Annotated in this window: 15 protein-coding genes; 10 read left to right on the forward strand and 5 right to left on the reverse strand. The window is 37.5% G+C overall.

What is annotated here, in order from left to right; translation table 11 throughout:
- Both BM179_RS24775 and BM179_RS24780 read right to left on the reverse strand, forming a co-directional pair.
- The coding region (locus tag BM179_RS24775) for a hypothetical protein (RefSeq protein WP_218159288.1) at positions 1-1131 on the reverse strand (1131 nt) is incomplete at its 3' end.
- The gene (locus tag BM179_RS24780; RefSeq protein WP_143095320.1) at positions 1131-1319 is read right to left on the reverse strand and encodes a hypothetical protein; all 189 of its coding nucleotides are present in this window, start codon (positions 1317-1319) and stop codon (positions 1131-1133) included. The genes BM179_RS24780 and BM179_RS24775, both read right to left, overlap by 1 nt.
- 129 nt (positions 1320-1448) lie before the next feature.
- Here BM179_RS24780 and BM179_RS24785 point away from each other — a divergent pair, with 129 nt between their 5' ends.
- Both BM179_RS24785 and BM179_RS24790 read left to right on the forward strand, forming a co-directional pair.
- Positions 1449-2243, forward strand: a complete 795-nt coding sequence (locus BM179_RS24785) for a helix-turn-helix transcriptional regulator (RefSeq protein ID WP_092019846.1) — start codon at positions 1449-1451, stop codon at positions 2241-2243.
- A 756-nt stretch (positions 2244-2999) separates the two neighbouring features.
- The gene (locus BM179_RS24790; RefSeq protein ID WP_092019847.1) at positions 3000-4130 is read left to right on the forward strand and encodes a PepSY-associated TM helix domain-containing protein; all 1131 of its coding nucleotides are present in this window, start codon (positions 3000-3002) and stop codon (positions 4128-4130) included.
- An 87-nt stretch (positions 4131-4217) separates the two neighbouring features.
- Here the strand turns inward: BM179_RS24790 and tamL are convergent, their stop codons facing one another.
- The 3 genes from tamL to BM179_RS24805 all read right to left on the reverse strand — a co-directional run bounded on the left by tamL (position 4218) and on the right by BM179_RS24805 (position 12374).
- Positions 4218-6530: a translocation and assembly module lipoprotein TamL gene (gene tamL, locus BM179_RS24795; protein WP_092019848.1), complete on the reverse strand. Its 2313-nt coding sequence runs from the start codon at positions 6528-6530 to the stop codon at positions 4218-4220.
- A gap of 77 nt (positions 6531-6607) precedes the next feature.
- Complete coding sequence (locus BM179_RS24800; protein WP_092019849.1) at positions 6608-11578, reverse strand: translocation/assembly module TamB domain-containing protein; 4971 nt, start codon at positions 11576-11578, stop codon at positions 6608-6610.
- A 67-nt stretch (positions 11579-11645) separates the two neighbouring features.
- Complete coding sequence (locus BM179_RS24805; protein ID WP_092019850.1) at positions 11646-12374, reverse strand: hypothetical protein; 729 nt, start codon at positions 12372-12374, stop codon at positions 11646-11648.
- Positions 12375-12933: 559 nt separating this feature from the next.
- Between BM179_RS24805 and BM179_RS24810 the strand changes: the two genes are divergently transcribed.
- From BM179_RS24810 to BM179_RS24845, 8 genes are all read left to right on the forward strand, one after another.
- On the forward strand, positions 12934-13287 hold the full coding sequence (locus BM179_RS24810) for a hypothetical protein (RefSeq protein WP_092019851.1): 354 nt from the start codon (positions 12934-12936) through the stop codon (positions 13285-13287).
- A 77-nt stretch (positions 13288-13364) separates the two neighbouring features.
- On the forward strand, positions 13365-14630 hold the full coding sequence (locus BM179_RS24815) for a TolC family protein (protein ID WP_092019852.1): 1266 nt from the start codon (positions 13365-13367) through the stop codon (positions 14628-14630).
- Positions 14631-14680: 50 nt separating this feature from the next.
- Positions 14681-15781, forward strand: a complete 1101-nt coding sequence (locus BM179_RS24820) for an efflux RND transporter periplasmic adaptor subunit (RefSeq protein ID WP_092019853.1) — start codon at positions 14681-14683, stop codon at positions 15779-15781.
- A gap of 188 nt (positions 15782-15969) precedes the next feature.
- The gene (locus tag BM179_RS24825) at positions 15970-19050 is read left to right on the forward strand and encodes an efflux RND transporter permease subunit (protein WP_092019854.1); all 3081 of its coding nucleotides are present in this window, start codon (positions 15970-15972) and stop codon (positions 19048-19050) included.
- A gap of 260 nt (positions 19051-19310) precedes the next feature.
- Positions 19311-20468, forward strand: a complete 1158-nt coding sequence (locus BM179_RS24830) for a galactokinase (protein WP_092019855.1) — start codon at positions 19311-19313, stop codon at positions 20466-20468.
- 34 nt (positions 20469-20502) lie between these two features.
- A complete protein-coding gene (locus tag BM179_RS24835; protein ID WP_092019857.1) occupies positions 20503-21552 on the forward strand; it encodes a UDP-glucose--hexose-1-phosphate uridylyltransferase in 1050 nt (349 codons plus the stop codon).
- Positions 21553-21800: 248 nt separating this feature from the next.
- Positions 21801-22946 carry a DUF3179 domain-containing (seleno)protein gene (locus BM179_RS24840; protein WP_092019858.1) on the forward strand — a complete coding sequence of 382 codons (1146 nt, stop codon included), beginning with the start codon at positions 21801-21803 and terminating at the stop codon, positions 22944-22946.
- Between the two features lie 71 nt (positions 22947-23017).
- Positions 23018-24403, forward strand: a complete 1386-nt coding sequence (locus BM179_RS24845; protein WP_092019856.1) for a BamA/TamA family outer membrane protein — start codon at positions 23018-23020, stop codon at positions 24401-24403.
- Positions 24404-24977 lie beyond the last annotated feature (574 nt).

The raw sequence follows: 24977 nt of genomic DNA on the forward strand, positions 1-24977 counted from the left end.
TAAAGCACTTTCACACTCCAATTCAAGCGGTAAACCAACTCCATAACTTGCATAATCACGTACCAGATTTTTATAAAAGTCAGTGATAATGCCTTCTTTAGTAGTCCCATGCACATAAGTTGTCCAGGCTTCAGATGCAAGGTCAATTCCGATGTAAAACCAAACACGCTTGCCGTTCGGTAAAATGAAAGGCGGGTTTCTATCATCAACACTTAATATACTTCCTGCCATCTTAGCCGGGGTGAATCTGTGTGTAACTTTAAACTGATTTTGATACCTCTGTCTGTCTCCTGCTCTTTTATTCCAGGTTCCAATTTTATTTTCCCATCGGCACAAATAAGCAAGTATAGTTCTGTCATCCAGTGAAGGGAAGTTATGACGGTTGTAAACCTCACCAGTTTCATTATTGATTACTTCAAGCTGACCAACCCAGAAACGCATATACTCATTAAATACCATTTTTGCGGTCGGTTTAACAAGTCTGCCAGCGAAAAGATTATTCAATAACTCAATCACATCAGCAGTTACCTTTACAGCGTTTTTATTCTCATGCTTCCGGCTTATTAAAGACTCTAAACCTTCTGTATCAAATTTTCGTAGAGCTTCCAGGAAACGACGTTCATTCGCAGGTAAAGTATGCTCATATCCGTACTTCATTTGCTGAACCTTTTTAAAATAAATTGCGTCTTTCCAAATTGTTGTTGGTATTCCTCTTAGGCTTCCTCTCTTAGAGAGTCTCTCAGCAGTACGGGCTGTTTTTAATAACCCTGCTGCCTTGAGTGTACATGCGTTAACCGTGTATTCCTTTACGTGCTTGCTTTCTAAGCCTTTTCCGCTTTCAAACCTATACAATAGATAAAAGTCTTCAACATCTTTCGAAAATTTGTAAAACTTATCCATCCAGTTTGTAACCTTGCGGGGGTCTCCGAGCTTTTCTCTCATTTCAAGGGGTAAGGAATCAAAATCTATTAAGAGTTCTCTACCATTACCGCCGGACTGAAGTCTTTTGATACCGTATGCCTTATTCTTATCCAAAGAAAGCTGCTTAGACAAAATCTCTAAAGAGGAAAAGAAATCAGGAACTAACTCATATCCACGTACAGCAATTTTATCTTTCCATTCTATCGGCATCAGTTTAATTGAATTTTTACTGTTTCAAAATCTAATTTCCGTTTGCTAATTAATGCCTGCAAAGCTTCTTCTAGTCTTTTATTTCTCCTTCTCCCATTTGCTACTAATCGCATATGACCTGCTGAAACGTTTAATTTTTGGGCTAAATAAGCAAGGTCACCTTTTATCAGATATTCTTTACCATTCATATTTTGATTACTTTTGTACTGTTTGACACTCTTTTGCTTTGTTGTGTACAAATTTAACAACATTTGTTTTCAAATAGCAAATATTTAGCAACATTTTTTAACATATAAAAATAAAAACCTCGTATCTGTATGAATACTAGAGAGTTACGATATAAATATAATCTGTCACAGCAGAAGCTTTCTGATCTTACAGGTATCCCGAAAGGAAGAATTAGCATGTGGGAAAATAGAAATTCTCCACCAAAACTAAATGACTACAATATTTTGAAAACATTTTTTGACAACATGGAAAAACAAATGTTGTCAAAATTGGGTGACAAAAATGATATAAATGACCTACCGTTAAATCAGAAAACTGAACCGTTAACTAAGTATTTTAAGGATGAAGCTGAAATGATTGGTGAAGTTCATGAAGATGAAAGCGAATATTATTTAAGTGGCAATAATCAATTTGTAGATTTGGGTAATGGATATTTTCAAATGTTAGTTCCTCTTGTTGAAACTTATGCTTACGCTGGTTATTTAGCAGGCTTCTCAGATCTTGATTATTTAAATCTTTTACCCAAAATACCAATTTTCGTAACAAAAGAGCATAGAGGTACATATAGATCATTCAAAGTTAAAGGGGATTCAATGGACGATGGTACAAGAAGGTCTATTTATGAAGGAGATATTGCAGTTGGTCGAAAAGTAGATAAAAAATACTGGACTTCTAAGCTGCATATAAACGCCTGGAATAGCTTTGCAATTGTCCATACAGAAGGTATAATAATAAAATCAATTATTGAACATGATGTAGAAAAAGGTTTTATCACTTGTATGTCATTCAATCAAGACAAAGAGTTCTACCCAAATTTCAAACTGCATCTGAGTGATATATATGAAATTTATAATATTGTTCAAATAATTCGAAATAATTACTAATTATGTTCATAAATCGAAAAAAAAGAAAGCACACCAGTAGTAAGTCCTAAGAAGTTCCACAAACGCAAATAGTAGTATATCCTTAATAATTTTATTTTTTACATCTGTTTTTAATGTACTTATTTTAAACAAGTATGTGCATAAAAAAATGCTCGCACACAAATTATTATACACAAATCAGTCAAATATAGTTTATAATGAGCTGTATTGTAGCCAATTACAAATATGTTCCACGATTTTATAATGTATTTGGTGGTATGTTCCACGCAAAAATCATGCAAAAACGTACCTTTTTAAAGCATTTGGTATCTGTTTCAGCAGTATTTTTTTACATCAGTTTGGTAATCCAACTGGTAATCCAACTCATAAAAACCTATTTAAAACATGCAAAAATGTGCTTTTTTTAAGTTTGTACTGCTCAAATAAAACGCTTTAAAAATAAGGTATATAAATACTCATTTTAACAAGCAAAAAACGCCTTAAAATAGCCGTCTCCGGTTCATTTAAGGCGTTTTTTGCCTGTTATCACTTCAGTATATATACTATCTAATTATATCCTTTTAAAAGCCCTTAACGTTTATGTACATACTACGTAGTATCTTGTATTTATGTACATTTCGTTTTAATTAACAATAATAGGCTAAAATTAGGCTAAATCATTGTATTTCAGTTCTTTAAATCTGCAAAATTAGACAAATTATACTCTATGTTTATGTACTTATTGTTTTACCGCCCATACATTTCAAAAAAAATAAAATGTCGATTAAAAAACTCTTTGGCCAGATTCATCTTTGGCTTGGCTTAGCTTCCGGATTAATAGTAGTAGTGGTATCAATTACCGGCTGTATTTATGTTTTTGAGGAAGAAATCAGGAATATCACACAGAAAGATTTTTTGTATGTAAGTCCCCAAAACCAACCAAGGATAGGATTGGAGAAAGTATTGGAAGTGTACAAAAACGAGTTTCCTAAGGCTAAAATTAGTCAGATCAGACAAATTGAAGATATCCCGAATTCTACCTTCATTATTGTTGATGATAAAAAACAGGCTTCGGCTTTTAATCCTTATACCGGAACACTGGTAAAAAAAAGAGACCTTGATGACGATTTTCTGGTGGTGGTTGAGCGAATGCACCGGACCCTGTTACTGGATGAAGTCGGAGGGACTATCGTGGCCTGGGGAGTGGCCTGTTTCTTTGTGATTATGATTACCGGACTTGTTTTATGGTTTCCGACAGCCAGGAATCGTTTGAAAAACTCTTTTAAGGTAAAATGGAACGGGACATTCAAGCGTGTTAATTATGATGTACACAATGTACTGGGTTTTTACGCCATGTGGATTTTACTGGTTATTGCGGCAACGGGTTTATGGTGGGCTTTTGATAGTATTCCGAAAACGGTCTTTAGTTTTATGGATTCAAAACCTTTTCCTAAAGAGAGACCGAAATCTACATTTGTGGCTGATGCCAAACCTTTCCCGGTGGCACAATTGTATGAGCAGACCGCAAAACAATATCCCGGAATGCATCAGTCTTTTATTAATATTCCTAAAAGTAAAGATTCGACAGGTTCAGTAAGAATTCAATTCAGATATCCTTATCAATGGATTCGGCAGCATAATACCTTCTTTTTTGACAAATATTCAGGAAAATTGCTGAGAGGAGATCTTATTAAAAATTATACAACCGCTGAAGCCGTAAAGGTGTCAGTTTATGACTTACATACCGGAAGAATGTTTGGTCTGGGAGGGAAGATTCTGGCATTTATAGTAAGTTTGTTTTCAGCAACCTTGCCGGTCACAGGTTTTTTGATCTGGTGGGGGAAACGAAAAAAGAGCAAAAAGAAAGGAAAGAAAGTTCAGCAGAAAGAATTAAAACCGATTGCCTGACTTGAAATCTGAGGGTAAACAATAAAAGAGGGCTGGCAAATTTCGGAAAGATTTGTTAGCCCTCTTTGGCAAAATGAAGATCACGAATCAGAACGGATAGCCGAATGCGATATTCAATACAAGGTTTTCTTTTCTCCAGTCACTGCTTCCAAAGTCGATTTTATTAATTACCCATCTTTCATTCTCAGGTAAATAGGGCTTACGCAATGGTGTAGCAAGGTCAAGGCGAAGTACCAGATATGTGAAATCAAGTCTTAAACCAATACCAGCCCCTACGGCCATTTGCTTTAAAAAATCTTTTCCGAAAATAGAACCTTCTCCATAATTATCAGCGTATTTATACATCCAGACATTTCCCGCATCTACAAAAATAGCTCCGTTAATAATACTGGAGAATTTTGCTCTTAGCTCTGTATTTAATTCAATCTTTATATCTCCCGTCTGATTGGCAATGAATTTCTGTGCTTCCGAGCCGGAAGAATCGTGGTAATCACCCGGTCCGATTGTTCTTGATTGAAAGGCCCTTATACTGTTACTGCCTCCGGCTACATATTGCTTCAAATAGGGCAATGTATTTGAATTTCCATAAGGAATGCCAAATCCGGTCATTATGCGGTTCGCCCAGGTAATAGTCGGAGACATATTATATCGATATCTGAAGTCTGCATCAAATCTGGCATACTGAGCATATTGAACACCTAAAATTAAACCTGTATTGGAATTGTTGGGATCTTTGGGAGACAGTAAACCTGCTAAATTTCCTGCCACTTCCACACCTCCGGTGAAAGACAGATTTTGTCTGCTGTTTCTTCTGGAATTTGAAACATAACCAAAATTATATCCTGAACTGGTAATTAATTGATTATCCAGAATTGATATAAGTTGCGGAATCAGGAAAATCTGCTCGATAAAATCCTCATTAACATTGGCCTTAACAAGGTTAATTGAGACAGGTGTTATGGTATGTTCAATGCTGGCGTTTTGTTTCCAGGAATAACTCATGGAAGTTCGCAGGGAAGTCAGGTCATACAGATTCCCTTTGATTAGTTTTTCATAAGTTACATTAATATTGGTAGAAGGCAGCGCCTGGTTTCGTCCGGGATTGATCCGGATAAACGGCAAAAGAAATCTTGGAACAGATAGGTTTCCTTCAAAGGTTAGCCTGCGTGTGTTGATTGCCGTCTGGCTGTTACCTAGCTGAAAATCAAGCCCTCCGTTAACACTAAAGCTCAGCATTTCAGCCCCTTTAAACGCATTTCTGTTCTTCCAGATAAGTGCAAGTTGCGTACCGGTAAGGTCATTTGATTTTGTTACACCGCTGACTTCGGTTTGCAAAGACTTTCCTTTTAACGGAGTGAGGTAATAATAGACGTCAATTAAGGCGGAATCTGACCTCGGAACCAAATCAAAACGATTTCTTACGAATTTGAAATTTTTCAGATTGATTAATCTTGAAAGAGAAACATCATGTACATTGCTGCTGTATCTGCTTCCCCGTCTGAAGCCAATTGCTTCAGTGAATATTTTTGGTTTATAGGAGGATCTCGGGTCCAGAATTTTCATTCCCCCATAATTTATATAGTTGCTTTCCAGCGTGTCAGCAGTATTGTTCCCATAATCAGTCATGACATGGATATCTCTGATACTGTAAACCTTTTTGGCAACTTCAGTGACATTTGGCTTGATTTCAATAGAAAGGTTTACTTTACGTCTGGTATTATTAGTATCAGCCTTCAGGATAATATATTCCGGACGAAAGAAATAAAAACCTCTTCTTTTCAGGGTCTGATCAATTCTTTCACGCTCTTCTTTTATGACTGAGAACTGATAAGGCTGACCTTTTTTCAACAATGAAAAACGACTGGAAGCGATAATCGCTTTTGTGATAGCAGTGGTGTCAGGATTGTCATAAACAATTGTATCCAGGTAAAACCTTGGTTTAAGACTGACAGAATAAAGTGCTTTAGCTTCCCGTTTATTTTCTTTTAATTCACCTGAAGCAGAGGAAAGGAAATATCCTTCATTATTTAAATATACAGCAATTTGTTGTGAATTAGCTCCGATAATTCTCCTGTTTGCAAATACGGGAGGTTCTCCGAATTTCTTTCTGAACCAGTTTTTGAAGCCGGTTTCCTTAGTAGGTTCTCCAAAAAGATAATAAAGCCAGACTTTATAAGGGAAACCCAGAATAGCATTATTAGGTTTGGGTCTTACAATGGTTTCTAATTGACTTTTTACGGAGGCCGCTTCTTTTTTACTCATAGAAGAATCCGCATTAATTTTTACTTCAGCACCTTTATACAGACTTTCTCCAGCGGGCAGTTTTTTACTGACAGAGCAACCAGACAGCCATATGGCCGAAATACCAAATAAGAATATGTAAAAGTATTTTGAAATCATTTGTAATATAAAATATACAGGCTGTTTTGAGTATTTATGAAACTCCTGCTTCAGAAGTTATTCTGACAAAAAACAAATCATTTTTTGAATATTTCCTTAAATTTTTCGTAATCCATTGTAACGGCAAAACTGACTCCGGTTTCTACGACAAACCCTTCCAGAACTGCCTGGTATTGATTTTTCCGGTAAACTCTTACCATATATCTTCCGTCGTCAGAAAGACTGTAATTTAATGAAACGTTATCGAAAATCTCAGCAGAGTTTCTCTGTGAAGCAGCTGTATTTTCCAGTTCGAAGTTTCTACCCACTACTACGGTAAGTTTCTCATTCAGGAATGCTTTTGAAAGTCCTACACTCAGGTCGGTACGGCCAGTTAATGCCCCGTTTGTATAGCCTTGTGTAGAAGCCAGATTTACATTCAATTTCACACCGGTAACCAGGTCAGAGGCTAACCTGTCTAACTGATCCGAAAGGAGTTTACTTACACTCTGGCGGGCGATCGCTTCCGGGCTTACACCAGAGAAGAAGTCTCCGGATTTTTCTGAGAAGAATCTGTTCAATACCAAAAGCGCAAAAACCTGTTTGTTCAGTTCAGCGGTGTTATTGACTATTGAACTTGAACCACCAATTGAACTATTTTTTGTTGATAATTTCTCTTTAACTTTATCGTAAACTTCAGTGGTAACGGAACTAGGCTGAACATCTGCCAACTCAATGGCGAAAGAAGGCTGGATATTTTTCAGATAACCTTCCATTTTCAGAAGGACATTAAATGACATTTTCTGACGATAGAGGTCCAGATTAGCAGGGGAATCGCTAAGTACCAAATCATATGGAGCAACATCCACTTTGTAAATCGCCGTGATATTGGCATAGGCATTGGTCGGATCTCCGGACCAAAGCATGGTTCCGCCTTTCTGGATCACGAATTGCCTTTTCAAAACTTCAAATGAAAGATCGTAGCTTCCTTCCGTCAGTTCGTATAAACCAAGAATATAAGGTTGCCCACCCTGACTGATTCCGGCATTTAACTGAGCTTTTCCTTTTACTTTAAGGTTATCACCATTGAGAGGATCGATGATAATGATAAATTCAGATTTATCATTTACTTCAATGTTGAGAGACATTTCTGTAAACAAATCCGCAGCAGCATAATGTTCTTTTTTAACTGAATCCGGTTCGGCAGTCGTTTTATTTTTCCTGTCTTTGACGAAAACAATAATGTCATCCTGCTCACTGGTTTCTGCAGTATTATCAGGCATTACCACTGTGATTTTACTGTTGTCCTTTACCTTAATGTCGCCATCGATGGTCGCCTTGCTTGAAACTCCTTTGACGATTAGATTAGCATCTACAAATCCTTTTCCGTAAAAGAAATCATTGTCTTTCTGAGTGGCATTCAGTACCATGAAATTGGTAGCAGAAACTTTAAGGTCGTAAGCTACATCAGGAATGTTGGCAAAAGAAACATCGCCGTTTACAATTAGCGGCTGATTGAGTGTATCGCTTACTGTGAAATTCTTGAACTTTACTTGCTGATTGACAAAAGTAAGGTCTTGTTTGTTGATGACATACCGGCTTCCAAGCTGGGTTATATCAAAGGCAACTGCATCAAAATTAAGATTACCGTTTAGCAAAGGTTTATTCACCGCACCTTTGATACTGGTTTTCCCTCTCAGGTTTCCTATAGCATGCCGGAGTTGTCCGAAGCTGAAAGCGGCAATGGTCTCAGCACCCAATTTATTGATATCGAGGTTGAAATCAAGAGGTTCCTGAGAATTGAGCAGATAATTACCAATCAGAGAAATATCGTTTCTGGAGTTGATTAAGCTGGCTTTGGCAGTAATTTTATTGGCAGAATCGTTGTAAGTATTAATGATTAAATCTCCGATGGCAGTTTGCTGAAACAGGAAATTATGAATGGCCAGATCCCCGATAAATGAGGGATTTTGCATATAATTGGAAAGTGTGATTTTTCCGTTCAGCTTTCCGCCGGCCATCAAAGAATCCTGTGTGGCAATAGTCACAAAAGTAGCGATATTCAAACTGTCAGCTTCAATATACAAGGGGCCGTTCGGAGTAGCATCCATTGTATTAACCGACAATCTTTGAATACCCTGTTTCAACAGGAAGTTATTAACCAGCAGTCCGTCTTTACTATACTGAATATACCCGGCCGAATCAGCATCCCAGGTCTGATAGTTGAGTAGTAATCCTTTCTGATTTAAGTGCATCCGGTACAGGTTTTCCACATTTTGTACAAAACCATCCAAATGATACTGTTCTTTATTGAGAGAATCTTTCATGGCCAGGTTAAAGTTTGCCCGGTTATCAGCAACTTCTCCGCTCAGAAAAGTCTTTCTGAGTTTGTAGTCATTGAATACCACCTTATCCAGTGAGGCATTATAATTCATTTTAGAATGATCTCCGGTCAGATTCATTTTCACATTAGAGACACGAATGGTATCGTATTCTATAAAAGGCATCGAAATGCTGGCTGCCAGAATGGTATCTTTCCGGCTGTCCATTCTGGCAGCCAGTCTTACGGTATCCAGTTTCGATAGAGAAGGCAAAAAAGCAGCAAAAACAGGATGTTTTGATACTTTGGCTTCCAGCGTGAAATGATAGGGTTGTTCAACAGGTTTATATTTTACCTCAGGAATAGTGAAATACTTATTGATAGCAGTGAGCATAATATCAGGCACTTCAAGGTAATTGAAATTGCCTCTCATGCTGGCTTTCAGAAATGGTGCGCTGAGTCTGAATAAGCGGTCTTCTCCTGAACTGCTGGCAAATAAAGTAGTATTTTCCAGGCTGTAACTTTTTCCGTTTTTGATTAGAATTCCTTTATTTATGTCAATTTTCCCTTCCGGATTAGCAGGGTCTGTATTGCTCATAGCAATGTCAATATCGCCCTTGATGATAAGATTGTCAGGATAGAAGCCTAATGCTTTCAGATTGATCTCCCGGACCTGCATATCTCCGTTAATTCCGGGGAAATCCCTGGCTAAATTTACCTTTGTATTTAGTTTTAAAGCAATATTCGGATCGTCAATACTCGCCTGAATATCAGCAAGCTGATTAGAAATATTTGCGGTTAATTCCGTATTTTTATATTCATAACCATTCAGAAAAGCCTTTTCTATAGAGCCTTTTATAGAAGTAGTCATCGTTTTTACATCAAATCCTTTTCCGTCAACCTCACCCTTCAGAGTGATTTTACCAATTTGATCAGATTTTTTAAGGAATTTGCCCATATCAAAATCATCAAGTGAGAAGTTTCCTTTGTATGTCTGGTTTTGACTGGCAGTAATGTTTATCAGGGAACCGTCAAAAAATGCATTCCCCAGATCGGAAGTAAGATTGGCATTAATCTTCAGATTTTTAAGTCCTCCTGCCACAGTTCCTTTCACCGCAAAACGTTCAGGTAATTCTATGTTGTCCGGAAGTGTTTTAGGAGGCAATACTTTTAGAATATCTTTCTTGGTAGCGGTAAACTCATTGACTTTCAGGTTCAGACTGGTTTTGTCTGCATCCGGGAGTCCGGTGATTTCTCCACTCAACTGAAGACGGGCATTCTGAAAACCAGTCATTGAGAATTTAGAAACAGAAAGTCTGTTAATGGTTCCGGTTGCTGTGCCATCAAATTTTAATATTTCCTGTGTATTGTCTTTAAATGGAGGTGTTTTTGCCAAATCAGGCATTAATAGCAGCACATCACTAAATGCCAGCTGGCTATTTTTAAGGTTTAGTTTTACTTTAGTACTTCCCGGATTTTTACTAAGCTGTTCCTGAGAGGCATAGTTTAAAACTAACTCATCTCTTAAAATCGTTTTCGGTGTTTTGAAATAAAGTCGTTTCAGAAAGGTTTGTGTATTGGTATAAGCAAAATCTGTTTGAAGCTTTTCCAAAGAAAATCCGCTCTTTTCAGCAAAACTTCCGGATTGTATCCAGCCTGTTATACGGTCGGGAGCATAAGTAAGGCGTTCGGCCTCAAGATTAAGTTTTTTGAAACCCAAATGATAGTAATCCAGCCCGGTTTTCTGATTCGTCTTATTGTCATCATCAAACTGAACAGTATTATTTCTGAAAATAACTTTATCGGTAACTACTGCCCAGTTATTAGGAGATGAAGATTCAGTTTTTGCCTTTTCCGGGGCTTTTTTAGCCATTTTAACACTGGCAGAAGTATTGGAAAGGTAAATGTTTTTAAGGTGAACTTTTTGTGCTTCAAGGTATATTTTGTCACCTTTTGCTTCAAAGACTCCCAGTTTTACAACATTTGTCAGGCCACTTTCTTCCTGCTGCAAACGCCAGTCTACATTGAGTAATCGTACATCGCCCAATTTAAAATCAAGTGTATCAGACGAAGGTTTTTTTGTTTGGGAAGGAGGGGTTTCTTTGAGCGGTTTATAAAGATTCAGGGCAATTTTTGCGGTATTCAGATCAATTTTCTGAATGTGATATTTTGAGGTATTCAGATCGAATGCATCAAATTGGGTAATGGCATTTTGAAGATCAGCATCAGCATCTGTGCCAATTACCTGATCGTTATAAGTAAGATGAACATTTTTAAGAATAACTTTCTTCAGGTTGATAACCAAAGGTTTGGAAGGGCTGGCAGTATCTTTTTCAGAGGTTGCGGCAGTATCCGTAAAAGCTTTTACCAGAAAATTGAAATTAAAAGCTGTGTCAGGTAAGGTTCTTTTGATTTTTAACCGGATATTCTCAAGTTCTATTTTATCTATTCCGACATTATTCTTCAGGAGCCCCAACATATTGAGATCAATCCTGACATTGCCTCCGGAAACAAGTGTATCCTTTGTTAAATCCTCTACGTAAACACCTTCCAGCGCAATCCAGTCAGGAATCCGGTAGCGTATTTTTTTAATTTCGAAACGGGTATTTAATTTTTCATCCAGGTAAGAAACCACTTGTTTTGTCAGAAAATTCTGACCATCCTCGGAACGAAGGAATAAGAATAATCCTACCAGAAAAATGACTAATAAATCTAAAACGATATCGAAAATATTAAAAAAACGCTTCATGCAGAGCTTATTTCAGAGAATGGCAATCTGAATTCTCAGATTGCCCAGATGTTTGAAATTACTAAAATTAACGCTTAAATAAAACGCCGGTCAGTTGATCATTATAAACCATTTTAGTTGTTAATTTCACGGTTTTCTTATCCAGACTGCTGGTATATGTTCCTTCTGACGGGTATTTGATGCCATAATCTGAGGTAGCATAGGCTGAATAAGTTTTCACAATCTCCTCACCGGTAGCGGCTAATTTTATTTTCTCTTTTGTCAGTAAATTAGTCGCCGGGTCAAAATAAAGATCGTAAATAACATCTTTTCCACTAAGCTGAACATGATTTACTTTTTTAGCACCATCATTTTCAAGCCCTACAAATGAAGCAATATAATTTTTGGCCTGATAATTTAACATTGGTGAAAGGAAATCCTGTAACTCCCGTTTCATATTATTATGTTCCTTGTCGCTCAGATCCTTTACATCATAGGTAGGATTTTTATCCCGGCTTCCCATCGGAATTTTCAACCAGGCATCACTGCTGCTGATCCCGTAAATAAAATCTCTTTTCAGAATCGTTTTAGTTTTAATAACAGAGTTATCAAGCAATGATGCTTTTATGTCCATCTCATAATCTGTAGGGGCATTTGCATAAAAAGATTGTTTAAGAGAATAGGTCTTTACATCATTCCAAAGGGCTTTACCTCCGGTACTTTCAAAATATTTATTGAATATTTCATCGGGAGTCTGTGCAAATACCTGGACTGTGAATGCCATTAAAAAGGCAAGAAATAAGGTTTTCTTTTTCATAATTTAAAATGAATTTGTATTGTTTTGTATCAAAAACGACTTCCGTTCAGATATAGGTAATCGTACACTTACTACGCAAAAATTATACTAAAAAGTATATCTAAAATAGTATATGGTCAAAATTCGGACCGTTTCGAAAAGTTAAAAAATGTTAAATCCTTAATAAGATAAGACAAAAAATTACAAGATAGCAAATAAACCATGCCAAAGCAGATATGTGAAGAATCGGGGAATATTTTCTACAGCAGCCCATTTGCAATTACCGGCGATATTGTCCTGAAATTTTCATGAATAATATGAGTATATGGTATAATCATTTGATAATTAAGTGATTATTGAGCGGGTTTTATGGATAAAAAATAAGATTTGTTATATTTTTTTATGTAAAAAAGCGTTGATAAATCATTGATATTTTCCCAAAAAGCGTGACAAGGACAAACTGAACGGGAGGTTTGTTCACAGAAACTTTAACTTGAGAATTGAAAAAATTCAATTATTTTTATTTTTTCTTTAAACTTTAAAGACCTGTCGTAATCAAATCGCAACTGACAGACAAAAGATGAAATTTTCCAGAACATATCCATGGGCTTTACAAGTGCTATTACTTTGTGGTATAATAGCCCTGGGAAATATTTCTGATAAATTACTTAAAACTTCCTTTCCTGAAATAGCATTTATACAATCTTCGCAGGATTCTGAAGATGAAGATGATCAGTTAAAGTGTTGCTTAACAATTAATCAGGAGGAAAGCCATATTTCCTGGCATTCGTTTCCGGCACTTAATAATTCCGGAGATTATAATTTACTGTTCAAAACGGGCTTTATTAACAAGGCTGCCAACGCATTTACCAACCATTACACGCCACACCCCTCTGCCAAACTATATTTATTGAATTGCTTTCTGTTAATATGAGCCTGTCCGAGGTTCCGGTTATTGATTAGTAAAATATAGTAATTGCCTTATATTTTAGATAAATAGACAAACATTTCATGAAATTATTTTGGATGATGGCGGGCTTATGCCTTGCTATGATGCCTGCTTTCGCACAGAAAGCAGATTCTTTAAGTATTACATTGCCGCAGGCTGAGGAGCAATTTATTAGAAATAACTTAGTTCTTCTCGCTCAAAAGTTTAATATAGATGCTTCTAAAGCTGCCATTTTACAGGCAAAATTGCTTCCGAATCCTTCCATCAACATTGAGCAGACACTGCATACCAGTGAAGCAATTGCCAATGATGCTACTATTGGACCATTCGGACAAAGGGCCTTTCAGATTCAGCAATTGATTCAGCTGGCCGGAAAACGTAATAAACTGGTGCAGATTCAACAAATCAATTCAGAAATTACTGAATACCAATTCTCTGAGCTTATCAGAGAACTGAGTTTTCAGCTGAAAAGTAATTTCTACCAGATTTATTTTCTTCAGAAATCCCTTTCCATGTATGCCGAGGAAATCCTGACAATACAGGGGCTGGTTGATGCTTATCAGGAACAATATAAAAAAGGAAATTTACCGTATAAAGAAGTAGTACGTTTAGAGTCCTTCCTTTTTACACTTGAGACCGAGCAGAATAATTACCGCAAACAAATCATTGATAACCAAACGGCTATTAAAATTCTGCTGGGAGATAGCAGCAAGAGATTTTTCAACCCGAAGGTTGACGAGGTTTCTTTGGAAAAAGTAAGCGTCAAAGATCTGAATCTTGAAAAACTCAGCAGTTTATCTGCTGATAATCGCTTCGATCAGAAAATTCAGGAGGCAAGTGTAAGACTGGAAAAGGCCAATCTGGCTTTGCAAAAAGCAATGGCAACTCCTGATATTACTGTAGGCTACTCGTATGACCGTGCCGGAAGTTATATCAACAACTATCATGCACTCACTCTTGCCATGGATTTGCCGGTTTTCAATAAAAACCAGGGAAATATCAAGATTGCTGAAAATAGAATCAGAGCGAATCAGGCTTATTTTAATCAATCTCAGCTGGTAGTTGAAAATGAGTTACTGAATGCTTTTGCAAAAGCTCAGGAAACGGAAAGACTTTACAGAACTTTCGACAAGAATTTTGTAGGCAATTATGAGAAATTAATTGACGGAGTAATTGAAAATTATCAGAAACGGAATATCTCACTCATTGAATTTACAGATTTCATTGAATCATATAAAAATACAGTAACTCAGGTAAATGCCTTGCAAAACGATAGAATGCAGGCTTATGAGTTATTGAATTTTGTGGTAGGGCAAAAAGTCCTGTGATAATATTTCCGTCAATCTCAATTTTTTAAAAGATATTAATATTTATAAAAATGAAATTATTTAATAATATTTTGATAATCAGTGCATTGTCTTCAATGAGTCTGGCTTCCTGTTCTACTGAAAAGAAAGAAGATGTTCAGGAGAAAAAAAGTGCTTTTGAACTTTCTCAAAGGCTTCAAAAAGAACTGGTAGTAGTTCCTGCTGAAGCTGAAAATGTAAGCAGCGAATTACAGCTTACCGGGAAAGTGGTTCCTTTTGAACAAAAACAGGTTAAAGTTTCTCCGCTGGTCGACGGAGTGATCGAAAAACTTTCCGCTAATCTTGGTGATTTTGTGAAAAAAGATCAGATTCTGGCCATTGTCCACAGTTCAGATGTGGCAGATGTGGAAAACCAGACTGTTTCTTCTAAATCCGATTTGCTTACTGCCCAGAAAAATGTGCAGGTTCAGCAGGATTTGTACAAGTCGGGTCTGGCTTCTGAAAAAGATGTTACAATTGCTCAGAATGAATTACTGAAAGCTCAGGGAGCGTTGAGAAGAGCCAATGAAGTTTCAGGAATTTATGGCGTAAAGAACTCTTTTTATACCCTGAAGGCTCCGATTACCGGATATGTTGTGGATAAAAATAACAGTATTTCTGAAAAAATGGCTTATCATGAGGGAGATACCGGTGCTTTTTTCACCATTGCTGATTTGTCGAATGTGCAGGTGGTTGCCAATGTTTATGAATCAGATATTGCAAAGATTAAAATCGGATATGCTGCCAGGATTAAATTACTGGCTTATCCTGATAAAATTTTCACCGGAAAAATCGATAAAATCAGCAACGCTTTAGACCCGCAAACCAGAACGATGCAGGTGCGGATCAATATTCCGAATGAAGGTAATTTATTGAAGCCTGAAATGTTTGCCCAGATTACGATTGATTATGCGAGCAACCAGAAAATGGTTTCAATTCCAGCGGAATCCATCATTTTTGATAAGAATAAAAACTTCGTAATTGTTTACAAAAGTGCTAAACAGGTAGAAACCAGAGAAATTCAGGTAGCCCAGAATACCAAAGGTAAAGCCTACATCTTCAATGGTCTTACTCCCGGAGAAATGGTGATGGGAAAAAATCAACTGATGATCTATAATGCCCTGACTCAATAAGAGAAGAGATTTGTGAGGTAAGACATCAGATAAAAGACCCGGGAGAAAAGATTAAGCTTTAAAGACAGAAGAGCGGAGGAAGAGTGATAGGAGTTAAGGCTGTATTTTCATTACAATTACTCTTCATTCTTTCATCTTTTCTTTGAAAAATCCGGCTTCTGACATTTAGCATCTAACATAAAAATATTATGAAGACTTTATTAGCGTTATCGCTTAAATTTAAATTTGCAGTATTCTTCTTTACGTTCGTCATTGTAGTGGGTGGAGTGGTAAGTTTTATGAATACTCCCATTGATGCCTTTCCTGATGTAACCAACACTCAGGTAACCATCATTACTCAATGGCCTGGACGAAGTGCCGAGGAAATAGAGAAATTTGTAACCGCTCCGCTCGAAATTTCGATGAACGGGGTACAGAAAAAGACCTCCGTACGCTCTACTACTTTATTTGGCTTATCTGTTGTGGTAGTGATGTTTGACGATGGTGTTGATAATAATTTTGCCAGAATCCAGATTAATAATGCTTTACAAGGCATAGATTTACCCGAAGGCGTTGATCCGGAAGTACAACCACCTTATGGCCCTACCGGAGAAATTTTCCGTTATACGCTGGAATCCCCAGCTCAGAATTCCAGAAAATTAAAAGAGGTTCAGGACTGGGTTGTTGACAGAAATCTTCGTTCGGTGCCAGGAGTGGCAGATATAGTAAGTTTTGGCGGAGAAGTTAAAACCTATGAAATCAGTGTTGACCCTAATTTGCTGCAAGATTATAATATTACGCCTTTAGACGTATTTCAGGCCGTTCAGAAAAGTAATATTAACGTTGGAGGAGATGTAATTACCAAAAACAATCAGGCATATGTGGTAAGAGGAATCGGGCTTTTGAAGAACATTCAGGACATAGAAAATATTCTGGTTGAGAATGTTAATGGTGTTCCGGTTTATGTAAAAACTGTGGGTTCTGTGACCGAATCGGCATTACCAAGGTTGGGTCAGGTGGGTCGTGGAGATAATAACGATGCAGTGGAAGGAATTGTGGTAATGAGAAAGGGCGAAAATCCTTCAGAAGTTATCAGAAACCTCAATGACAAAGTTCAGGAGTTGAATACCAAGATACTTTCTTCTGATGTAAAAATTAAGACTTTTTACAATCGCCAGACCTTATTGGATTTCTGTATTGAAACGGTAACGCATAATCTCGTTGAAGGGATTTTGCTTGTGACGCTGATCGTATTGATTTTCCTGGCAGACTGGAGAGCCTCGCTGATTGTTTCTATTATCATTCCTCTGGCATTGCTTTTTGCATTTACCTGTCTGAAACTTTTGGGCATGAGTGTGAACCTTCTTTCACTGGGAGCCGTCGATTTTGGGATTATCATTGATGGAACTGTGGTGGTAGTAGAAGGATTAATTGTGGTTCTTGCACACAAAGCTGAGGAAGTCGGTATGGAAAAGTTCAATAAACTTGCCAAACTTTCTATCATCAAAAGGACTGGTTCAAGCATGGGGAAAGCCATATTTACTTCAAAAGTAATTATTCTGGTAGCGCTGCTTCCCATTTTTGCTTTTCAGAAAGTAGAAGGAAAAATGTTTTCTCCGCTCGCCTGGACGCTGGGGTCTGCCTTATTGGGAGCCTTGATTTTTACACTGACTCTTGTTCCGGTGCTGGTAAGTATTCTGATGAGTAAAAATGTTAAAGAGAAAAGTAATTTCTTCGTCGATGCCGTACTTAAGTATTCAATGATGTTCTTTAATTATTGTTTCTCCCATAAAAGGAGAACAATGATTGCAACAGCCATAATTACAGTTGTTGGTTTCTGGACGCTTACTGTTCATGGAACAGAGTTTTTACCACAGCTTAATGAAGGTTCGATTTATGTGCGTGCCACTATGCCGAGGAGTATCAGTTTAAATGAGTCGGTAAGATATGCAAATGACATGCGAAAAGTATTCGAAAGTTTTCCGGAAGTCCGCCAGGTAATGTCTCAGGCAGGTCGTCCGAATGATGGTACTGACCCGACCGGTTTTTATAACGTAGAGTTTCACGTAGATATTTATCCGCAGAAGGAGTGGAAAAGCAAGCTGACCAAAGCAGAACTGATTGAAAAGATGGATGAAAAACTTTCTGTTTTTCAGGGCGTAAATCTGGGATTCTCTCAGCCGATTATGGATAACGTGGAGGAAGCTGTGTCAGGAGTGAAAGGGTCAATTGCCGTGAAAATTTACGGACAGGATTTCGACTTTATTGAGCAGCAGGCCGAAAAAGTAGAAGAAGTATTGTCTAAAGTAAAAGGGGTGGAAGATCTGGGAATTATTAAAAACCTCGGCCAGCCGGAACTTAGAATTGAACTTGACCAGCAGAAAATGGACTTATACGGCGTTCAGACTGCGGATGCTGAAGCAGTAGTTTCTATGGCAATCGGCGGACAAACTGCCAGTCAGCTTTATGAAGGTGAAAGAAAGTTTGATATTAGGGTTCGTTTCCAGTCTGAATACCGGAAATCTGAGACAGAAATCGGGAATTTGTTTGTTCAGACAATGAATGGTACTAAAATTCCGATTAAAGAAATTGCGACAATCAGAACGATTACCGGACCTAGTTTAATTTTCAGGGAAGATACCCGCAGGTTTATTGCGGTAAAATTCTCCGTTCGTGGCCGGGATATGGGTAGTACCATCGCTGAGGCGCAGGCAGGTGTAGCGAAAGTTATTCCGAATTTACCAAAAGGCTATGAAATGAAATGGAAAGGAGATTTTGAAAATCAGCAAAGAGCTACCAAACGGTTAGCGCAGGTGGTTCCGGTTTCAATGATTGCAATTTTCTTCATTCTTTATCTCATGTTTGGCAGCTTAAAAGATGCCGGTTTAGTATTTACGAACGTTCCTTTTGCTATTATCGGAGGTTCTGTGGCTCTTTTGGTAACACACACCAATTTTAGTATTTCTGCCGGAATCGGTTTTATTGCACTTTTTGGTATTTGTATTCAGAATGGAGTAATTATGATTGAAGTCTTTAAGGAGAACCTGCATAATAAGCTGTCACTCAATGAATCTATTCTTCAGGGAATCAAGTCAAGGGTACGCCCGGTGATGATGACTGCTATGATGGGTATTTTCGGGATGCTTCCGGCAGCAATCTCAACCGGAATCGGATCAGAATCTCAAAGACCTCTGGCCATTGTAGTAATCGGGGGTTTAATCGGAGCGACGATCCTTACTTTATTTATTTTCCCGCTCTTCTACGAAAGAGTTTACAGAAATAAATGGTAGACCTGAAACAAATATTTTACGGAAAAGAATTCGTTTTAAATTTAATAAAGGATAAGGTTAAAGCACTTCCAGGCAATCCGGAAGTGCTTTTTTGCGGAAAAGGCTTTTCCAAGACGGATTCCGAAATGTAAAAACTTTATAACATGCCTGAAATATTATGGTTAATTCAGGTAATCATTCAAAAAAATGTTAGAACTTTGTGATAATGTCATTTAGACACAATTTAAACTCCTGAAAAACAAAAAGCTTATTTATCTAAAATGTATTCTTCCTTAATTACCGAAAAATTTCATTCTTTCTTTCAATCCAGTCCGGAGCTAATTGTTCGTTCTCCCGGTAGAATTAATTTAATAGGAGAGCATACCGACTATAATGGAGGTTTTGTTTTACCTGCCAGTATCGACAAAGAGCTATACTTTGCCATCCGAAAAAAGGAAGGTTCAGATTGCCGGATTTTTGCCGAAAATCTGGATGAACATGATGAGTTTTCAATTGATAATTTAGAGAAAACGGGGAAGGAATGGGCGAATTATCTGAAAGGTGTAGTGGATCAGCTTCAGAAAGCCGGATATAAAATAGGTGGTTTTGATTTAGTTTTCGGAGGGAACATTCCTACCGGAGCAGGAGTATCTTCTTCGGCAGCATTGGAATGTGGTCTGGCTTTTTGTTTAAATCAGCTATATGATTTGAATCTTGATACCCTGACAATGGTGAAACTTTCACAAAAAGCCGAAAATGAGTTTGTGGGCGTTAATTGTGGTATAATGGATCAGTTTGCCTCTATGTTTGGGAAACAATCTTCCGTGATTCAGATTGATTGCCGTTCATTGAATTATCAGTATTTCCCTTTCGAAATGGAGGATTTTATCCTCATTCTCTGTAATACCGGAGTAAAACATAGTCTGGGAAATTCGGAATACAACACACGTCGTCAGGAATGTGAAACAGGCGTACAGATTTTACAGAAATACTATCCTGAAATTAAGACGCTTCGTGATGTTTCAATGGAAATGCTTGGCAAACATGAAACAGAGTTTCCGGAAATCGTGCTAAAGCGTTGTAAATATGTAGTGGAGGAAATAGTGCGGGTGCAGGAAGCCTGTAAAGATCTGACGGAAAATAATATGAGGGCTTTCGGACAGAAAATGTATCAGACCCATTTCGGTTTGCAACATGATTACGCTGTAAGTTGTGAAGAGCTTGATTACCTGGTAGAGCAGACGCTTGAAGATGAAAATGTCTTCGGGGCAAGAATGATGGGAGGAGGCTTTGGCGGTTGTACTATAAATCTGGTGAAAAAAGATGGCGTAGACAGATTTCTGGCCAGCATATCAGAAGCATATCAGCAGAAATTTAACATTGAACTGGTGAGCCATCTGGTAACAATTACGGATGGAACCTCTGTTTTATCTCATTAATTCTTATTCTCAATTTGTTAAACATTTACCTGAAATGGCTAATTTTTCGTTCGAAGAACATCCACATAGAAGATATAATCCACTGACAGACAGCTGGGTACTTGTTTCTCCCCATCGTACCAAACGGCCCTGGCAGGGACAAGTTGAAAAAGTAATAGAGGAAAAACGTCCGGAGTACGACCCGACTTGTTACCTCTGTGCCGGAAATGTCAGATCAAATGGCGAAGTGAACCCTGATTATCAGGATGTTTATGCTTTTACCAATGATTTTTCTGCCTTATTAGCAGATACTCCTCAGGGATCTTTTCAATCAGGAGAGCTTTTTCGTGCTGAAAGTGAAAGCGGAATCTGTAAAGTAATATGTTTTTCTCCGCGTCATGACCTGACAATTCCTGAAATGGAAGAATCTGCGATCAGAAAGGTTGTAGATAAATGGGTAGCGGAATATCAGGAATTAGATGCTAACCCTGATATTTCGTATGTACAGATCTTTGAAAACAAAGGTTTTGTGATGGGATGTTCTAATCCTCATCCGCACGGTCAAATCTGGGCTTCATCTTCTGTACCGGAAGAACCGGCCAAAAAGCAAGCTAATCAGTTAAAGTATTTTCAGAAACATAACCGGACATTGATTAGCGATTATTTACAGGGAGAGCTTTCTCAAAAAGTGAGAGTCCTGTTTGAAAATGATCATTTTGTTGTTTTAATTCCTTTCTGGGCAGTCTGGCCATATGAAGCCATGATTATTCCGAGGAGAGCTATGGCCAGAATTACGGAAATGACAGAAGCGGAGCGGGATGCATTTGCAAATGCCTATAAACACCTGACTACAATTTATGATAACCTTTTTGAGGTATCATTCCCGTATTCTGCCGGAATCCATCAGGCACCTACAGATGGAGAAAGCCATGAGGAATGGCACTGGCATATGGTTTTCCTGCCTCCTTTGTTAAGATCGGCTTCTGTTAAAAAGTTTATGGTAGGATACGAAATGCTGGCAAATCCTCAAAGGGATATTACAGCAGAACAAGCCGCTCAGAAATTAAGAGATTTGCCGACTGTACATTACAAAGAAAATATTTAGAGATTTTTTTGAAGTTAAAGCCCTTTTCAGCAATGGAAAGGGCTTTCTTTTTTCTTTTCGGAATACTATTGAATTGAAGAAGCTGCCGGTGCTGAAAACCAGCACTGAAACAAAGTACACAGAAACTCTTTCTGAAGTATTTCTATTTCATCATCAATTTTCATATTTTAACTAACTTTTTGGTAGATTTGAGCATCTTTTATTAATCTTAACCCTCTAAGCAATACGCAATTAAAATAATGAAAACAATGAAACGCCTTTTTTACATTGGTATCTTAGGTTTGATACTTTTTGAGATACTGAATGTGTATTTTATCATGCCAATGCCGGGAAGCCAGCGAATGAGAAGTATCGATCTGGCCTATTTTTTCTACACATGGCGCTGGATCATCAGAGGAATGTTTGGACTTTTGGTAATTCTGGGTTTTGCTAAAGTATACGACGCTTCCAAATGGATAGCATGCGGAGGAATTACCCTGCTGCTGATTACCTGGTATGTAGTGAATTTCAGGATGTCTGCTGATACAATGTTTTATCAGCCAACAACTTTAATTCTGAAAAATGCCAGAGAAAATAAAATAGCCAAAGATCGTCTTATTGTTGGTGTTGAGATAAACGGAGTGGCTAAAGCATATCCTATTCAACTGATTGCATATCATCATCAGGTACTGGACTCTATCGGCGGAACTCCTGTCATGGTAACGTATTGTTCTGTTTGCCGTACCGGGAGGGTATTTGAACCTTTAGTGAAAGGAAAATATGAAAAGTTCAGATTGGTTGGTATGGATCATTTTAATGCCATGTTTGAGGATTTTACAACAAAGAGCTGGTGGAGACAGGCAAACGGAGAAGCCGTAACCGGAACACTGAAAGGACAATTGCTTCCGGAGGTATTGTCTCAGCAGGTTTCTCTGGATAAATGGTTAAGTCTGCATCCCAATAGCCTGATTATGCAACCTGATCCTAAATTTGAGGAGAAATACAAGAATTTAGATAAATACGAAACAGGCAAAGGTAAAAGTGATCTGACCAGAACTGATTCATTAAGCTGGAAAGATAAATCCTGGATTGTTGGCATTGCCATTGACCGTGATAGTAAGGCTTTCGATTGGAATCGTCTGAAAAAAGAAAAAGTAATTAATGATGAAATCGGGCATAAACCTGTTGCTATTGTTCTTTCAACAGATAACAAAAGCTTTTTTGCTTTTGAACGTCCGGAAGGAAAAGACTTACTTTCCATGAAAAATGACACCTTGATTTTCCAAAACATAAGATATTCCCTCGAAGGAAAAGCCATTGATAATACTGAAAATGCGCCAAAGCTTACAAAAGTGAAAGTTTATCAGGAATTCTGGCATAGCTGGCAATCATTTCATCCGGGAACCAGAAGGTAAGAGAGGGGAATTTATGAGGCTAAATAATTGACCGAAAGTTCGTAACTTTCGGTCAGTTCAATCGAATATCAATGCTATTGCTTAATTTTTTATTTTCATTTTTGTTATCAAGTCCGCCACTCCCGCAGATTGACCCCGTTGTGATTGTAAAGGAAATCAGGATTACCGGAAATCATAAGACCAGGGAAAATATTATTCTGAGAGAGCTGGATTTTATGGTAGGAGATAGCTTAAATAAACAAAATCTGGAGAAAAGACTGGAATTGAACCGGAGGAAAATAATGAATACCAATTTGTTCATTAGTACGGAGGTTACAGTAGTTGAGGAGCTGAATAATGAAATTGTTATTGAAATTAGGCTTCAGGAACAATGGTTTATTCTGGGATATCCTGTTTTTCAGATTGCTGACAGAAATCTCAATGAATGGTGGGAGAGAGGACACCAGTTTGGCAGAACAATCTATGGAGTGCATTTAATTCACAGTAACTTCAGAGGAAAGGCAGAAAGGCTGCAATTGAATCTTGAGACTGGTTTTACACAGAGAGTGGATTTGATTTACAGAATGCCTTATATTGACAAGGCCCAGAAAACGGGTTTAGGGTTTAGTATCTCTTATGCCACAAACAAAAATGTAGCGTTTTCTACCATCAACGATACATTGGCATATCGCAGATCAGAGGATAAGGTTCTGAGAGAGAGATTTAACGCCGCTGTTTCCCTGAAGAAAAGATATCATTTTTATGATAATCACACATTAGAACTTCGATATAATAATAATTCTATTGACGACACCATTCGCAGGTTAAATCCCAATTACTTTGGTGATGGTCGTACCAGTCAGAAATACTTCCAGCTAAGCTATTATTTCAATTACGATTTTCGGGACAATGTTACTTATCCGTTAAGAGGGAAAAGATATGAATTGTTAATTAACCAGTCAGGATTGTTACCAGTAGATGACATTCATCAGTTTGAAGTTACAGGAACATATTCCAGATTTCATCCGATTTCACAGAAATGGTTTTTGGGCATGACTCTTGAGGGAAAAGTCTCTTTCCCCGGGAATCAACCGTTTTATAATACCCGGGGCCTAGGATATGGTTCAGATCTGGTCAGAGGATATGAATTGTTCGTAGTGGATGGTTCTTCCTATTTTTATTCAAGAAATACATTGCGTTATAAATTGCTTGACAGGTTTTTTAAGATAAAATTTCTCAAAGTAAAGCAGATCAATAATATTCCTTTGGGCATTTATCCGAATATTTATGCCGATTTTGGTTATGCCTCAAATCAATATACGGAAAGGAATCTGAGTAAGCTGGCCAATAAAGGATTATTTGGAGGAGGCTTTGGGATAGATATTGTCACATATTATAATGTAGTATGGCGGTTAAATTATTCATTTAACGGGCAAGGTCAGTCAGGTTTTGTATTTAATATTAACAGAGAGTTTTAAGAGAGGACTAGTTTTTATTTGTAAAGACACTTTGCCTCGGTTTGTGTTATTACGATCAGATCAACGCAAAAACTTGCGGAGTTATAGACATCAGGCATATAATTGGATTAGCTTGATAAGGGACAATCTGACTCACTTAACACCCTATGGCAGGATTCCTTCTAATCTCACCTAAGATTACTGCACAATCGTTTGTGCAGTAATCCCTTTTATTCTTCAATTATCATCACCCCTGTGTTTTCTTACCATACATCAAAAAATACCTCATTTTATGATAAAAAACCCAATAAAGTGAGTTGTAAATTTTGGTATTTTAATTTTTAAACAGAAATTCACTTTTGATAAGTCAATAATCCGACTTTATTCTTCAACACACCAGTTAAACTTATTCAAAACTAAAAGTTTAATTAATGATGTTGAAGTTTTATAGCTTGATTCTACTTCTGATTATTTCTCCTTTCGGGGAAAGGGGGCTTTTTGCCCAGAGTAATTTCCCTGTCAGTTGCAGCCCCTATTTGTTGCCTCAGTATAGCCTCAACTGGAGTGCCTTAACCTCTTCCAATAATTTCCTGAA

It is taken from the genome of Pseudarcicella hirudinis (assembly GCF_900115665.1).
GTDB classification, from domain to species: domain Bacteria; phylum Bacteroidota; class Bacteroidia; order Cytophagales; family Spirosomataceae; genus Pseudarcicella; species Pseudarcicella hirudinis.

What these genes read in the sequence shown, in the direction of transcription:
- BM179_RS24780 (WP_143095320.1), bottom strand. Translation starts at nt 1,319, where the DNA reads ATGAATGGTAAAGAATATCTGATAAAAGGTGACCTTGCTTATTTAGCC.
- BM179_RS24785 (WP_092019846.1), top strand. Translation starts at nt 1,449, where the DNA reads ATGAATACTAGAGAGTTACGATATAAATATAATCTGTCACAGCAGAAG.
- BM179_RS24790 (WP_092019847.1), top strand. Translation starts at nt 3,000, where the DNA reads ATGTCGATTAAAAAACTCTTTGGCCAGATTCATCTTTGGCTTGGCTTA.
- tamL (WP_092019848.1), bottom strand. Translation starts at nt 6,530, where the DNA reads ATGATTTCAAAATACTTTTACATATTCTTATTTGGTATTTCGGCCATA.
- BM179_RS24800 (WP_092019849.1), bottom strand. Translation starts at nt 11,578, where the DNA reads ATGAAGCGTTTTTTTAATATTTTCGATATCGTTTTAGATTTATTAGTC.
- BM179_RS24805 (WP_092019850.1), bottom strand. Translation starts at nt 12,374, where the DNA reads ATGAAAAAGAAAACCTTATTTCTTGCCTTTTTAATGGCATTCACAGTC.
- BM179_RS24810 (WP_092019851.1), top strand. Translation starts at nt 12,934, where the DNA reads ATGAAATTTTCCAGAACATATCCATGGGCTTTACAAGTGCTATTACTT.
- BM179_RS24815 (WP_092019852.1), top strand. Translation starts at nt 13,365, where the DNA reads ATGAAATTATTTTGGATGATGGCGGGCTTATGCCTTGCTATGATGCCT.
- BM179_RS24820 (WP_092019853.1), top strand. Translation starts at nt 14,681, where the DNA reads ATGAAATTATTTAATAATATTTTGATAATCAGTGCATTGTCTTCAATG.
- BM179_RS24825 (WP_092019854.1), top strand. Translation starts at nt 15,970, where the DNA reads ATGAAGACTTTATTAGCGTTATCGCTTAAATTTAAATTTGCAGTATTC.
- BM179_RS24830 (WP_092019855.1), top strand. Translation starts at nt 19,311, where the DNA reads ATGTATTCTTCCTTAATTACCGAAAAATTTCATTCTTTCTTTCAATCC.
- BM179_RS24835 (WP_092019857.1), top strand. Translation starts at nt 20,503, where the DNA reads ATGGCTAATTTTTCGTTCGAAGAACATCCACATAGAAGATATAATCCA.
- BM179_RS24840 (WP_092019858.1), top strand. Translation starts at nt 21,801, where the DNA reads ATGAAACGCCTTTTTTACATTGGTATCTTAGGTTTGATACTTTTTGAG.
- BM179_RS24845 (WP_092019856.1), top strand. Translation starts at nt 23,018, where the DNA reads ATGCTATTGCTTAATTTTTTATTTTCATTTTTGTTATCAAGTCCGCCA.